This window comes from Chelativorans sp. M5D2P16 (genome assembly GCF_034427935.1).
Taxonomy (GTDB): domain Bacteria; phylum Pseudomonadota; class Alphaproteobacteria; order Rhizobiales; family Rhizobiaceae; genus Chelativorans.
Genome location: NZ_JAXQNM010000040.1, coordinates 42492 through 57353 on the forward strand (window position 1 = coordinate 42492; position 14862 = coordinate 57353).

The window sequence follows — 14862 nt, forward strand, 5'->3', positions numbered from 1 at the left end:
ACGAGGGAAATGATGCGCATTCCCGAGGATTATCTGGAGCGGGTCTATGCCGGCGTGCTCGGCAAGTTGGTCGGCGTCTATCTCGGCCGCCCGATCGAGGGCTGGAGCCACGCACGGATCATGCGCACTCTCGGACCGATCGCCTATTACGTTCACGAGCGTCTTGGCCGGCCGCTGGTGGTGACAGATGACGATATCTCCGGCACCTTCACTTTCGTTCGGGCGCTCGAGGACCATGGCGTCTCGCCCGACCTTTCGGCGGAGGAGATCGGCAAGACCTGGCTCAATTCCATCGTCGGGGGCCGTTCGACACTCTGGTGGGGCGGCAACGGCAACTCGACCGAGCACACGGCCTGGCTCAACCTCAAGCACGGCATCGAGGCCCCGGCCTCCGGCGCGATCGCCACCAACGGCAAGACCATCGCCGAGCAGATCGGTGCCCAGATCTTCATCGACGGCTGGGCGCTGGTCGCTCCCGGCCAGCCGCATCTCGCCGCCCGCCTGGCCGAACAGGCAGCCCGGGTGAGCCATGACGGCGAGGCAGTGTTCGCCGCCAAGCTGTGGGCGGCGATGGAGGCCGCAGCGTTCAACACGGCCGATGTCGACCAACTGCTCGAAACGGGTCTTTCCGTGATCCCCGCCGACAGCCGCATCGCGCGCCTGATCGGCGACGTGCGGCGCTGGCGCGGCGAGAACGCGGACTGGCAGGCCACGCGGCAAGCGATCGAGAACCATTACGGCTACGACAAGTATCCCGGCATCTGCCACGTGGTACCGAACCACGCCCTGATGATCATGGCCATTCTCTACGCGCCGGACGACTTCGCCAGGGCGCAGACGATCGTCAACACGGCCGGCTGGGACACCGACTGCAATGCCGGCAATGTGGGGTGCCTGATGGGCATCATGCTCGGGCTTGAAGGGCTCGATGCGGGACCGGACTGGCGCGGGCCCTTGGCCGACCGGCTGCTCATCTCCTCGGCCGACGGCGGCAACGCCGTCAACGACGCGGTGCGCGTCAGCTATCATCTGGCCGACCTCGGTCTCAGGCTCGCCGGCCGCGACGGCATCGAGCCGCCGAAGGACGGCGCTCGCTTCCACTTCTCCCTGCCCGGAAGTGTTCAGGGTTTCCGGCCGCAGAAGGGGGCCGAAACCCGGGTGAGGCTCTCCAACGAACCGTTCGCCGGTGCGAGGGCTCTCGCCATCCGCTACAAGGCGCTCGCGGAAGGTCAGCCGGCGGCGGTCACCACCCCCACCTTTGCGCCGCCGGAGGTGGGTGTGATGGACATTTACCAGTTGATGGCGACGCCGCTGCTTTCGCCCGGCCAGCACCTCAAGGCGCGACTTGTCGCGCCGGCGTCCAACCGAGGCACGGTCGCCGCACGTCTGCGCCTCAGTGTCTATGACGAGGACGGCCGGCTGCGTGACGTCGACGGTACCCCCGTCGGGCTTCCGCCCGGCACCGCGAAGACGCTCGGATGGCGCGTGCCGTCTTTCGATGGCCAACCCATCGGCGCGGTCGGCATCGCGCTTGGCGCAAATACGTCGGGTGTCGAGGGCGAGGTGCTGCTCTACTATCTGCGCTGGGACGGCTCGCCGGACGTCGTGCTGCGCCGTCCGCCGGGAAGGAGTGATTTCTGGCACCGGGCCTGGGTCAATGCCGTCGATTCCTTTTCCGACCGCTTCGCCGAGAGCTTCCGCATCTCGCAGGCACGGGACGAAGGGATGATCATCCATGGCACGCGGGACTGGACGGACTATCGCGTACAGACCGAATGCGTGCTGCACCTGGGCGATTATGGCGGCGTGGCACTGCGTGTGCAGGGCCTCAGACGCTATTACGGCGTGCGTGTCACTCGTGAGAACCGGCTGGAGATCGTGCGCGTACGTGACGAGGAAGTTAAGGTGCTGGCGAGCACACCGTTCGACCTCGCCCTTGAAAAACGGATGCAGGTGATTGCCAGCGCGGTCGGGAACATTATCCGGGCGCGCGTCGATGACGTGGACATCGAAGCCCGTGACGAAAGCGAGCTGGCTTTCAGGGACGGCGGCATCGGGCTGGTGATCGCCTCGGGCGCGCTGTCGGCCGATTTCGTGGCCGTGTCTCCCCCATGAGGTCTTCACGAGATGAAAGCGCTTGCAGCACCGGATACTAGGGCGCAAAGGGCATGGCCATGCTGAAGAAAACATCCTCTATGCCGGACCATGCCGCGGCCGGGCCCCGCCGCTGCCGCGTCTGCCGGTCATCGGCCACCGAGATGTTCGTATCCATCGGGGAGCGGGACTATCGGCGCTGCCTGCGGTGCGAGGCGGTCATGCTCGACGCGGACGGCCTGCCCTCGCGCGAAGAGGAACAGGCCCACTACCGGCATCACGAAAACGATCCCAACGATCCGCGCTACCGCCGGTTTCTCTCGAAACTCTGCGATCCGCTGGCGGCCCGCCTCAAGCCAGCCAGCCTCGGCCTCGATTACGGGTGCGGGCCAGGGCCGGCGCTGGCGGCGATGCTGCGCGAACGCGGCCACGAAATGCGCCTCTACGATCCCTTCTTCGCGCCCGATCCGTCCGCGCTCGCGGTCACCTACGATTTCATCGTCTGCAGCGAGGTGGCTGAACACTTTCACGAGCCGGCGGTGGAGTTCGAACGGCTGGACCGACTCCTGAAACCCGGTGGCTGGCTGGGGCTCATGACCTGCTTTCGAACCGAAGACGCGCGCTTCGCCAACTGGCATTATCGCCGCGACCCCACCCATGTCGTCTTCTACAAGGAAGAGACGATACGCCACCTCGCCCGGCGGTTCGGGTGGCAGTGTGTAATCCCCGTCAAGGACGTGGCACTGCTGCGCAAGGCCGTTTAGGTCAGAACTGACGGGGAGAGGGCAGGCTCTTCATGCGGCTTAAACTTCCGGTCTTACAACCGACGCGATTCCCCGAGGGTTGTTATTCCATTCCCCGTTTACAAAAAGCATATAATATGATTTTTTCCTGCATGGGCGTTGCCCAATTTTTCAAGCAGGGAGGAGAAAGATGCTTTCCAGGAAAGTATGGCTCGGTGCGGCGGCGCTCGCGTCGATGGCATTGATGGCGTCCGGCGCGGCGGCGCAGACGATCGGCTTCTCGCAGATCGGATCGGAATCGGGATGGCGTGCAGCCGAGACAACGCTGACGCGCCAGGAGGCGGAGAAGCGCGGCATCGACCTCAAATTCGCCGACGCGCAGCAGAAGCAGGAAAACCAGATCAAGGCGCTGCGCTCCTTCATCGCTCAGGGCGTGGACGCGATCCTTCTGGCGCCGGTGGTGGCGACCGGCTGGGACTCGGTGCTGGAAGAGGCACAGGAGGCGGAGATCCCCGTCGTTCTCCTCGACCGCATGGTGGATGCGCCCGATGACCTCTATCTCACCGCCGTCGGCTCCGATCTCGTGCACGAGGGCCGCGTTGCCGGCGAATGGCTGGTCGAAGCGGTGAATGGCGAGGACTGCAACATCGTCGAGCTCCAGGGGACCACCGGCTCGTCGCCCGCCATCGACCGCAAGAACGGCTTCGAGGAAGCGATCGCCGGCCATGACAATCTCACCATCATCCGCAGCCAGACGGGCGACTTCACCCGCACCAAGGGCAAGGAAGTCATGGAAAGCTTCCTAAAGGCCGAAGGTGGCGGCACGAACATCTGCGCACTCTACGCCCACAATGACGACATGGCCGTCGGCGCCATCCAGGCGATCAAGGAAGCGGGCCTCAAGCCCGGCGAGGATATCCTGGTCGTCTCCATCGACGCGGTTCCGGACATCTTCACCGCCATGGCCGCCGGTGAGGCGAACGCCACCGTGGAGCTGACGCCGAACATGGCCGGCCCGGCGTTCGATGCGCTGGAAGCTTATCTGAACGACGGCACCATGCCGCCGAAGTTCATCCAGACGGAATCGAAGCTCTACACCCAGGAAGACGATCCGATGGCCGTCTACGAGGCCAAGAAGGACCTGGGCTACTGACCGGCGCCTGACGCCGCTCGATCTGGGCCAATTGGCCGATCGGGACGCGCCGCCCCACCCACCCGGCGGCGCGTCCGAAACCGCACTCCGTGAGAAAGATACGGGAGGACCGGAGTGAGCGAGAGCCAGCCACGCCTTCGCGCCACGGCCGTGACGAAGACATTCCCCGGCACCGTTGCGCTCGACCGGGTGGACTTCACGCTGCAGGCGGGCGAGGTGCACGCGCTTCTCGGCGAGAACGGCGCCGGCAAATCGACGCTGATCAAGTGCCTTACCGGCGCCTATCGGCGCGACAGCGGCGACATCGTCCTGGACGGGAGCGTCATTGATCCGCGCGACACGTTGGAAGCACAGGGCCACGGCATCGGAACGGTCTATCAGGAGGTCAACCTCCTGCCCAACCTGACGGTGGCGGAGAACCTTTTCCTCGGGCACCAGCCGACCCGCTTCGGCATGATCTCGGGCCGTGCCATGAAGGCGCGCGCACGCGCGGTGCTGGCGCAATACGCCCTCGATATCGACGCGGGGCGGAACCTCGAAGTTTATTCCGTGGCGGTGCAACAGGTGGTGGCGATCGCCCGTGCCGTGATGCTTTCCGGCAAGGTGCTGATCCTCGACGAGCCGACCGCCAGCCTCGATGCCCATGAAGTGCGCATGCTGTTCGACGTTGTGCGCTCGCTGAAGGAGCGTGGGCTTGGCATCGTCTTCATCTCGCATTTCCTCGACCAGGTCTACGAGATCAGCGACCGCATCACCGTCCTGCGCAACGGCCAGCTTGTCGGCAGCGAAGCGACAGCCGACCTCGACCGCGTGCGGCTCGTCAACATGATGCTCGGCCGCGAACTGGAGCAGGAGACACGCGAAAGCGGCCGCACCGACCGGCCGGAGGGAGCGCCGGCGATCCGTTTCCGCGATTTCGGGCGCACGGGGCGCATCGCCCCGTTCGACCTCGACATCCACAAGGGCGAGGTGGTCGGCGTTGCCGGGCTTCTGGGCTCCGGGCGTACCGAGACGGCGGAGGTGCTCTTCGGTGTGGCCCCGCATGACAGCGGCCGGGCGGAAGCGGACGGCAAGGCGCTGACCCTCCATTCGCCGCGCTCGGCAGTCGCCAACGGCTTCGGCTTCTGCCCGGAAGACCGCAAGAGCGACGGCATCATCGGCGACCTCAGCGTGCGCGAGAACATCGTGCTGGCGCTGCAGGCCCGCCGCGGCTGGACGCGGCCGCTGCCCGCCCGCGAGCAGGCGGCGATGGCGGAAGACTTCATCCGCCGCCTCGACATCCGCACCCCCGACGCGGAGAAGCCGGTGGGGCAGCTCTCCGGCGGCAACCAGCAGAAGGTGCTTCTCGCGCGCTGGCTCGCCACGAACCCGCGCTTCCTTATCCTCGACGAGCCGACGCGCGGCATCGATGTCGGCGCACATGCGGAGATCATCCGCCTCATCGAGGACCTGTGCGCGGAAGGCATGTCGCTTCTGGTCATCTCCTCCGAGCTCGACGAGCTGGTCGCCTACAGCCATCGCGTCATCGTCGTGCGCGACCGCCGCCATGTCGCGGAGCTTGTCGGCGCGGAGATCACGACCGACAACATGGTGACCGCCATCGCCTCGGACGAAAGGGAGACGGCGGCATGAACGGCGCGACCGCCTTTCTCCGGCGCATCGCGCCACAGCTCGTCACGTTGACGGTGCTGCTCCTCCTCGTCGCGCTCGTCTTTCCCGGCTTCTTCGAGATCTCGATCGCAAACGGGCGCCTCTACGGCAGTCCGATCGACATCCTCAACCGCGGCGCGCCGGTCGCTCTCCTGGCCATCGGCATGACGCTGGTCATCGCGACCAAGGGCATCGACCTGTCGGTCGGGGCCGTGATGGCCATCTGCGGCGCGGTGGCAGCGGCGGCCATCGACCAGGGGCTGGGGCTCGTGCCGGCACTTGCGCTGGCACTCGGCGTCGGGCTCGCTTGCGGCTTGTGGAACGGTCTCCTCGTGGCCATGCTCGGCATTCAGCCCATTGTCGCGACCCTGATGCTGATGGTCGCAGGACGCGGTATCGCGCAGCTCATCACCGAGGGCACGATCCTCACCTTCACCCATGAGGGGCTCATCTTCATCGGTGCCGGCGCCTTCCTCGCCATACCGATGCCGGTCCTGATCTGGATCGCGACCGGCCTTCTCGTCGCGTTCATCGTGCGGCGCACGGCGCTCGGCATGCTGATCGAGGCGATCGGCGTCAATCCGCGCGCCAGCACGCTCGCGGGCATCAACACGCGCGTGCTCCTGATCGCCGTCTACATGACCTCGGGGCTGTGCGCGGCACTTGCCGGCGTGATCGCCGCCGCCGACATCAAGGGCGCCGACGCCAACAATGCGGGGCTCTGGCTGGAGCTCGATGCGATCCTCGCAGTGGTCATCGGCGGCACCTCGCTGCTCGGCGGGCGCTTCTCGATCATCGCCTCGCTGATCGGCGCCATGATCATCCAGACCGTCAACACGGGAATCCTGCTTTCCGGCTTCCCGCCGGAGTTCAACCTCATCATCAAGGCCGCGATCATCCTCGTCATCCTCGTGCTGCAGTCGCCTGCCGTGCGCACGGCGTTCGTCTTCCTCCGGCGCGAAAAGCCGTCCGCGCAGGCCAAAGCGGAGACCGTCGCCCAATGAACGCACGCACCCTCCCGCTCCTGGCGACCGTGGCGATCTTCCTGATCGCCTATGCCGTCTGCTACGCGCAGTTCCCCGCCATGCTGTCGACCCGCGTCATCGGCAATCTTCTGACCGACAATGCCTTTCTGGGCATTGCCGCGGTGGGCATGACGTTCGTTATCCTGTCGGGCGGCATCGACCTGTCGATCGGTTCGGTGATCGCCTTTTCCGGCGTCTTCATCGCCGTGCTCCTTCGCGATACGGGCCTGCATCCCCTGCCCGTCTTCGCCATGCTTCTGGTGGTCACGACCCTCTTCGGTGCCGCCATGGGCGCCACCATCCATTGGCTGGAGATGCCGCCCTTCATCGTCACGCTCGCCGGCATGTTCCTGGCGCGCGGCATGGCCTATGTGCTCAGCATCGATTCGGTGCCGATCACCCATGAATTCTACGACACGCTGCAAGGGCTCTATTATCTCATGCCCGGCAAGGGACGGCTGACGTTCATCGGCGGGCTGATGCTGCTGGTCTTCCTCGCCGGCATCCTGCTGGCGCACCGCACGCGCTTCGGCACCAATGTCTATGCGCTCGGCGGCGGCGCGCAGACGGCCAGGCTCATGGGCGTGCCGGTGGGGCGCACGACGGTCCAGATCTACGCGCTCTCCGGCTTCCTGGCGGGCCTTTCCGGCATCGTCTTTTCCATATACACCTCCGCCGGCTATTCGCTCGCAACCGTCGGCGTGGAGCTTGACGCGATCGCCGCGGTCGTCATCGGCGGCACGTTGCTCACCGGCGGCAGCGGCTTCGTGGCGGGGACCCTGATCGGCGTTATGATCATGGGGCTGATCCAGACCTATATTATCTTCGACGGAACGCTTTCGAGCTGGTGGACCAAGATCGTGATCGGGATCCTGCTGTTCGGCTTCATCGTACTGCAGAAGGCGCTGGTCTGGCTGACCGGCAGGAACGGCCGGGCACTGGGGGCGGCGCGCTAAAGGGCATGGATTTGCTGAGAACCGCCATAGCGGGACGGGTCGTGCGCAACCACCACGCATTCGTGGTGCACGAGATCGGCACGGCGATCGTCAAGGGCGAGTATCCGGTGGGCTCACTTCTTCCGGGCGATGCCGAGCTTGCCGAGCGCTTCGCCGTCTCCCGCACGGTTCTGCGCGAGGCCATGAAGACGCTCTCGGCGAAGGGGCTCGTCTTCGCCCGCGCGCGCATCGGAACGCGCGTGACGGAACGTACGCAATGGAACCTCTTCGATGCCGACGTGCTGACCTGGCATTTCGAGGCCGGCGTGAGCCTGGAGTTCCTAGGCCACCTTGCCGAGATGCGCCTGTCCTTCGAGCCTTTTGCGGCGCGGCTTACCACCCAGAATGCTACGTCGGACGAACTCGCCCAGCTCTACGACATCACCGAGAAGATGGCCGCCGCGCCTTCCAAGGAGGCCTTCGCGCTGGCCGATCTGGAGTTCCACATGGCGCTGCTCGGCGCTTCGAAAAATCCCTTCATGTACTCGGTCGGCAATCTCATCGAGGCCGCACTTGTCTCGGCCTTCAAGCTCAGTTCGCCGGTGGAGGGACCGAGCCAGCGTGAGTCGGCGCAGCAGCACCGGGCCATCGTCGAAGCCATCGATGCGAAAGACGCGGACACCGCCGCCGCGGCGATGGAGACCGTGATCATCGTCGGTCGAGACCGCGTGAGCGGCCGGATCGGCAAAACGGCGGCCACGGCCGGGAGGCGATAGCAACTGCTCTGCACGAGCGGGGCGGCTACTCAATAAACGGATCGGTGGTGACCCGCTTGCCCAGCATGAAGGCATCGGCGACATGAACCAGGGGTGAAACGTCCACGTCGCTCGCGCCGGTGGCGAGCAACTCCGCAAAGCGGGCATAGATGCCGTCATACTCAGCTTCCGGCCCGTGGTCGGCCGCAACGCCGTCAACCGCCATCTTCGCCCCCCCTTCGCTGAGGGCCAGCACGCCTGCGTCGGTCTCGACCGTGATGTCCCAACTCTGCGGTCCCGTCTGGCGCCAGTCGAAATCGGCCGTCACCGGCGCGCCCTCGGCATCGATGAATGCCAGCCTTGCCGCAATGGGCGTATCCCGGTTCTGCGGAAATTCGAGCTCGGCGGCCGTGAGATGCATCGGCTGTGGCATGATCTCGGTGAGGATCGACAGCGCGTTGATGCCGGGATCGAAGACGCCCGCCCCGCCCGGCTCCCAGATCCACGCCTGGCCGGGATGCCAGCGGCGCACATCCTCCTTCCAAACTATGGTCGCACGGCGCACGGTCTTGCCGGCAAGCCATTTTCTGGCGGGGCCGACCGCCGGCGCGAAACGCGAATGCCAGGTGGCGAAGAGCGAAAGGCCGTTCTTTCCCGCCAACGTCTTGAGCGTGTGGACCTCGGCAACGGAGGCCCCCGGCGGCTTTTCCAGAAGCACCTGCCTGCCAGCCATGAGCGCCTGCCGCGCCATTGTGAACCGGACCTGCGGCGGTACGCACAGCGCGATTGCCGCAACGTCCGGGCGCTCCTTCAGGAACGTCTCGAGCGTGGCGAAGTTCTCCACCCCGTCGACATGCGCGTTACGGCTCACCGTGGCCGCGAGGGTAAAGGAGGGATTGCGCCCGATCGAGGGAATATGCTGGTCGCGGGCGATCTTGCCGACGCCGGCGATGGCGATCGATACCGGTTCAGTGGCTTTCACGTGCAACGCCCCTCCCGCGGTTGCCAACCAGGAAATCGAAATCCGCGCCGGTGTCCGCCCCCTGCACATGGGTATGGAACAGCCGCGCATAGCCGCTCGCGGGCACCTCGACCGACGGCTTCCACTCATCCAGCCGGGCGGCGATCTCCGCCTCGGGAACGTCGAGGTGGAGGCGGCGCGCCTGCACGTCGATCTCGATCATGTCGCCATCGCGCACGATCGCCAGCGGACCGCCCACCGCGGCCTCGGGCGAGGTGTGGAGCACGACCGTGCCATAGGCGGTGCCGGACATGCGTGCATCCGAAATGCGGACCATGTCTGTGATGCCCTTGCGCAAGACCTTCGGCGGCAGCCCCATATTGCCGACCTCGGCCATGCCGGGATAGCCCTTCGGCCCGCAATTCTTCAGGATCATGACGCAGGTTTCGTCGATGTCGAGCGCCTCGTCACTGATCTTGGCCTTGTAGTCCTCAATGCTCTCGAAGACCACGGCGCGGCCGCGATGGCGCATCAGATGCGGGCTGGCGGCCGAAGGCTTGATGACAGCGCCGTCGGGCGCGAGGTTGCCGCGCAAGACGGCGATGCCGCCGTGCTGCGTGAGCGCCCTGTCGAAGGGGCGGATGACATCCTCGTTCCAGTTGCGGACCTCCGCCAGTTCTTCCGCGAGCGGCCGACCCGATACCGTCAACGCACCGCCGTCGAGCCTGCCGGCCTCTAACAGCATCTTCAGCACCACCGGCAGCCCGCCGGCATAGAAGAACTCCTCCATGAGGTAGTCGCCGGACGGCATCAGATTGACGATGGTCGGGATGTCGCGGCCGATCCCGTCCCAATCGTCCAGCGACAGATCGACGCCGACCCGGCCGGCAAGCGCCAGAAGATGGATCACCGCATTGGTGGAGCCGCCGATGGCGCCGTTGACGCGAATGGCGTTTTCGAAAGCGGTCCGGGTGAGGATATCGGAGGGCTTCAGGTCGTCCTTGACCATTTCGACGATGCGCCGGCCCGTCAGTTGCGCCATCACGCGGCGGCGGCTGTCGACGGCGGGAATGGCCGCGTTGCCCGAGAGCGCCATTCCCAGTGTCTCGGCCATGGAGGCCATGGTGGAGGCCGTACCCATGGTATTGCAGGCGCCGGGCGAGCGCGACATGGATTGCTCGGCCTCCAGGAAGTCGGCGCGTGTCATCCGCCCGGCTTTTATGTCTTCCGACATCTGCCAAAGCGCCGTGCCCGAGCCCACCCGCTCACCGCGGAACCAGCCGTTGAGCATCGGCCCGCCGGAGACCACGATGGCCGGCATGTCGACGCTCGCCGCCCCCATGAGGAGCGCCGGCGTGGTCTTGTCGCAGCCCGCCATCAGCACCACGCCGTCAAGCGGATTGGCGCGCAGCGCCTCCTCGACATCCATGGCACACAGGTTGCGGTACATCATGGCCGAGGGCCGGAGCGACGGCTCGCCGGGCGAGAAGACGGGAAACTCGACGGGCAGGCCGCCGGCCTCGTAGATGCCGTGCTTCACCCGCTCGGCGAGGTCGCGCAGATGCGCGTTGCATGGGGTGAGCTCGGACCAGGTGTTGCAGATGCCGATCACCGGCCGCCCGTCGAAGAGATCGGCCGGCAGGCCCTGGTTCTTCATCCAGGAGCGGTGGTAGATGTTGTCGCGACTGTCGCCGCCATACCATTCCTGGGAGCGCAGCCTGCGCGGCCATTCCGCCTTCTTGAACACCATGGACCAGCCCGCCTATAGCGCCCGCACGGCGACCGGTTCGTCGCGCGCGGCCGAATTGTCGATCGCGACCGTGTTCCTCAAGGGAAGGCCGAATTGCGGTGCCGCAATCTCGAACACGTCGCCCGGCTGCGTGCGCACGCCTTCGGCGAAGGAGAGCGTCGCGGTGCCGAACATGTGCACGTGGACATCGCCCGGGCGGCGGAAGAGATCGTATTTGAAATGATGATGCTCGAGATTGGCGATGGTGTGCGACATGTTCGCCTCGCCCGAGAGGAACGGCTTTTCGAAGATCGCCTCGCCGCCGCGCAGGATGCGCGAGGTGCCGCGGATATCCTCGGGAAGCGGGCCGATCAGGATCTCCGGCCCGAACGAAGCCGGCCGCAGCTTGGAATGGGCGAGATAAAGATAATTCACCCGCTCCATCACGTGGTCGGAAAACTCGTTGGAGAGCGCAAAGCCGACACGGAACACCGCGCCGTTATCATCCACCACATAGATGCCGGCGATCTCCGGCTCCTCGCCGCTGTCGTCGGCGAAAGCAGGCGAGGTGAGCGGAGTCCCGGGGGCGGCCACCGCATCGCCGTTGCCCTTGTAGAACCACTCCGGCTGCACCCCCGGCGCACCGCCTGCCGGCTTTCCGCCTTCCAGCCCCATGCGGAACATGCGCATGGAATCGGTGAGATTGGTTTCCTCGTCGGCGGTCACCTGATGCATGGAATCGCGCGTGGCGGCCGAGCCGAGATGGGTAAGGCCGGTTCCTGTAAGGTGCAGGTGGGCGGGATCGGGATGGTGGATAGGTGCGAGAATGCGCCCTTCTTCATAGGCCCGTTCGAGATCCACCGCGGCACCGAAGCCGAGACGGGCGATTCTGGCGGCGAGTGTATCGCCGCTTCGTGCGCAATCGAGCGCCAGCGCGTAGAGGCTTTCGGCACCGCGCACCTCATAAGCTTCGGTGCCTTCGCGGGCGACGACACCAACGCCGCCTTCGGCCGTTCTGATCTGGGAAAGGAGCATGGCACTCAGCCCTTGTTCTTGTTGTAGACATCGAAGACGACGGCAGCGAGCAGCACCAGGCCCTTGATGACCTGCTGCCAGTCGATACCGACGCCCAGGATCGACATGCCGTTGTTCATCACGCCCATGATGAAGGCGCCGATCACCGCACCGACGATCGTTCCCACGCCGCCCGACATGGATGCGCCGCCGATGAAGACGGCCGCGATCACGTCGAGCTCGAAGGCGAGCCCCGCCTTCGGCGTGGCCGTGTTGAGCCGGGCGGCGAAGACCAGCCCGGCAAGGGCCGCCAGCATACCCATATTCGCGAAGGTCAGGAAGGTCAGCCGCTCGGTGTTGATGCCCGAAAGCTTGGCCGCCTTCTCATTGCCGCCGATGGCGTAGATGCGCCGGCCAACGGTCGTGCGCTGGGCCACGAAGGTGTAGACGCTGATCAGGAGCGCCATGATGATGAAGACGTTCGGCAAGCCGCGGAAGGTCGCCATCAGATAGCTCATATAGACGATCGCGAGCGCGATGATGACATTCTTGGCAACGAAGAAGGCGAAGGGCTCGTCCGCCATGCCGGTCTTCTGCTTCTGGAGCCGCGCGCGCACGGCGAGATAGAGCAAAGCGGCGGCGACCGCCACGCCCAGAAGCAGCGAGAAAAGATTGATGTTCTCGGAATTGAAGATGTCCGGAATGAAGCCGGATGCAATCAGCTGAAACTGGCGCGGGAAGGGCCCTATCGACTGGCCGGCAAGCAGCCACAGCGTCAGGCCCTTGAAGACCAGCATACCGGCGAGCGTCACGATGAAGGACGGGATCTTGTAATAGGCGACCCAGAAGCCCTGTGCCGCGCCGATCGCCGCCCCCGCGGCAAGGCAGATGACGGCCGTGAGCAGGTAATTGACTTCCCAGTTGACGATCATCACCGCCGCAAGCGCGCCGATGAAACCGAGCACCGAGCCCACCGACAGATCGATATGCCCGCTCACGATGACGAGCAGCATGCCGATCGCCATGATCACGATATAGCTGTTCTGCAGGATCAGGTTGGTGAGATTGACCGGCTTCAGGAGAATGCCGCCTGTGACCACCTGGAAAAAGGCCATGATGGCGATCAGCGCGATCAGTATGCCGTATTCGCGCACATGGTTGCGGATGAAGCCGAAGGACGATTTGCTGCCGGCGCTCGCGGCCTGTTCTGATGTGACGAGATCGGTCATTTCACTTTCCGGCGGACTTGATGATCATGGACATGATGCGTTCCTGGGTGGCTTCCGCTGCCGGCAATTCGCCGACCATGCGGCCCTCGTTCATGACGTAGAGGCGGTCAGAGACGCCGAGCAGCTCCGGCATTTCGGAGGATATGACGACGATCGCCTTCCCGCTCGCGGCGAGATCACGGATGATCGTGTAGATCTCGAACTTCGCTCCGACATCGATGCCGCGCGTCGGCTCGTCGAGAATCAGGATATCGGGATCGGCGAACAGCCATTTCGACAGCACGACCTTCTGCTGGTTGCCGCCGGAAAGATTGATCGCCTCCTGGGCAATGGAGAAGCATTTTATGTTGATCTTGCGGCGGTATTCCTCCGCCACCGCCGCTTCCCGGTTCTCGTCGACGATGCCGCCGGCTGAAACCGCCTCCAGGTTGGCGAGCGGGATGTTGCGGCGGATCGTGTCCTCCAGCACCAGCCCGTAGGTCTTGCGGTCCTCCGTGACATAGGCGAGCCCCGCGCCGATCGCCCTCCTGATGGTCGACACGTCGGCCGGTTTGCCGCCGATGCGGACCTCGCCGGTGATATCCCTTCCATAGGAGCGGCCGAAGAGGCTCATAGCCAGCTCGGTGCGGCCCGCCCCCATCAGGCCGGCAATGCCGACCACCTCGCCGCGCTTTACGGTCAGGTCGACATTGTCGACCACCTTGCGCTCGGTATGGACCGGATGGTGAACGGTCCAGTTGCGCACCTCGAAGACCGTCTCGCCGATCTGCGGATCACGCGGCGGGTAGCGGTCGGAGAGCGAGCGGCCCACCATGTCGCGAATGATGTGATCCTCGCTGATCACATCGCCGCGGCAATCGAGCGTGCTCACCGCCTGACCGTCACGCAGCACGGTGATCGTGTCGGCGACCTTGGAGACCTCGTTGAGCTTGTGCGAGATCAGGATCGAGGAGATGCCGCGGCTGCGGAACTCCTTCAGAAGCTCCAGAAGCGCGTCGGCGTCCTTGTCGTTGAGCGAGGAGGTCGGCTCGTCGAGGATCAGGAGCCGCACCTCCTTGGAAAGGGCTTTGGCAATCTCCACGAGCTGCTGCTTGCCGAGGCCGAGGTCGGTGACGCGCGTCTCGGGATGCTCCGAAAGGCCCACCTTGGCCAGAAGCTCGCTCGTGCGCCGGTTGGTGTCGCGCCAGTCGATGATGCCGTGGCGGGCGCGCTCGTTGCCGAGGAAGATGTTTTCGGCAATCGACAGGAGCGGCACCAGCGCCAGCTCCTGGTGAATGATGATGATGCCTTCGCGCTCGCTGTCGGCGATACCGCGGAAGGCCTTCTCCTCCCCGTCATAGACGATCTGCCCCTCGTAGCTGCCGTGCGGATAGACGCCGCTCAGTACCTTCATGAGGGTTGACTTGCCGGCGCCGTTCTCGCCGACCAGCGCATGGATCTCGCCGCGTTCGACCGAAATGTTGACGTTGTCGAGCGCCACCACACCCGGGAAGGTCTTGGTGATGTTGCGCATTTCGAGGATGGTGTCGGCGGGCATGGTCGATGTCCTGGCTCGAAACGAGGCGGGCGGAAGG

General features: G+C 65.2%; 12 protein-coding genes. 7 read left to right on the forward strand and 5 right to left on the reverse strand.

Going from position 1 to position 14862, the window contains the following annotated elements:
• The first annotated feature begins 9 nt into the window (after positions 1-9).
• The 7 genes from SIN08_RS20495 to SIN08_RS20525 all read left to right on the forward strand — a co-directional run bounded on the left by SIN08_RS20495 (position 10) and on the right by SIN08_RS20525 (position 8376).
• Positions 10-2115 carry an ADP-ribosylglycohydrolase family protein gene (locus tag SIN08_RS20495; protein ID WP_322453467.1) on the forward strand — a complete coding sequence of 702 codons (2106 nt, stop codon included), beginning with the start codon at positions 10-12 and terminating at the stop codon, positions 2113-2115.
• A 59-nt stretch (positions 2116-2174) separates the two neighbouring features.
• Positions 2175-2858 carry a class I SAM-dependent methyltransferase gene (locus SIN08_RS20500; protein ID WP_322453468.1) on the forward strand — a complete coding sequence of 228 codons (684 nt, stop codon included), beginning with the start codon at positions 2175-2177 and terminating at the stop codon, positions 2856-2858.
• A gap of 169 nt (positions 2859-3027) precedes the next feature.
• A complete protein-coding gene (gene ytfQ, locus SIN08_RS20505; protein WP_322453469.1) occupies positions 3028-3990 on the forward strand; it encodes a galactofuranose ABC transporter, galactofuranose-binding protein YtfQ in 963 nt (320 codons plus the stop codon).
• Positions 3991-4104: 114 nt separating this feature from the next.
• The gene (gene ytfR / locus SIN08_RS20510; RefSeq protein WP_322453470.1) at positions 4105-5622 is read left to right on the forward strand and encodes a galactofuranose ABC transporter, ATP-binding protein YtfR; all 1518 of its coding nucleotides are present in this window, start codon (positions 4105-4107) and stop codon (positions 5620-5622) included.
• Positions 5619-6644 carry an ABC transporter permease gene (locus SIN08_RS20515; protein WP_322453471.1) on the forward strand — a complete coding sequence of 342 codons (1026 nt, stop codon included), beginning with the start codon at positions 5619-5621 and terminating at the stop codon, positions 6642-6644. Before ytfR ends, SIN08_RS20515 begins: the two co-directional genes overlap by 4 nt.
• Complete coding sequence (gene yjfF, locus SIN08_RS20520) at positions 6641-7621, forward strand: galactofuranose ABC transporter, permease protein YjfF (protein WP_322453472.1); 981 nt, start codon at positions 6641-6643, stop codon at positions 7619-7621. The genes SIN08_RS20515 and yjfF overlap by 4 nt, the downstream gene beginning before the upstream one ends.
• 5 nt (positions 7622-7626) lie before the next feature.
• On the forward strand, positions 7627-8376 hold the full coding sequence (locus SIN08_RS20525; protein WP_322453473.1) for a FadR/GntR family transcriptional regulator: 750 nt from the start codon (positions 7627-7629) through the stop codon (positions 8374-8376).
• Between the two features lie 25 nt (positions 8377-8401).
• Here SIN08_RS20525 and SIN08_RS20530 read toward each other — a convergent pair whose 3' ends face one another.
• Genes SIN08_RS20530 through mmsA form a run of 5 tightly spaced genes read right to left on the reverse strand, consistent with a single transcriptional unit; the run spans position 8402 to position 14825 of the window.
• Positions 8402-9337 carry a Gfo/Idh/MocA family oxidoreductase gene (locus SIN08_RS20530; protein WP_322453474.1) on the reverse strand — a complete coding sequence of 312 codons (936 nt, stop codon included), beginning with the start codon at positions 9335-9337 and terminating at the stop codon, positions 8402-8404.
• On the reverse strand, positions 9324-11066 hold the full coding sequence (gene araD, locus SIN08_RS20535; RefSeq protein ID WP_322453475.1) for an L-arabinonate dehydratase: 1743 nt from the start codon (positions 11064-11066) through the stop codon (positions 9324-9326). Before araD ends, SIN08_RS20530 begins: the two co-directional genes overlap by 14 nt.
• A gap of 12 nt (positions 11067-11078) precedes the next feature.
• A complete protein-coding gene (gene araD1 / locus SIN08_RS20540) occupies positions 11079-12080 on the reverse strand; it encodes an AraD1 family protein (protein ID WP_322453476.1) in 1002 nt (333 codons plus the stop codon).
• Positions 12081-12085: 5 nt separating this feature from the next.
• Entirely contained in the window at positions 12086-13288 is a 1203-nt protein-coding gene (gene mmsB / locus SIN08_RS20545; RefSeq protein ID WP_322453477.1) for a multiple monosaccharide ABC transporter permease, read from the reverse strand.
• Position 13289: 1 nt separating this feature from the next.
• Positions 13290-14825: a multiple monosaccharide ABC transporter ATP-binding protein gene (gene mmsA / locus SIN08_RS20550; RefSeq protein WP_322453478.1), complete on the reverse strand. Its 1536-nt coding sequence runs from the start codon at positions 14823-14825 to the stop codon at positions 13290-13292.
• Positions 14826-14862: the final 37 nt, after the last annotated feature.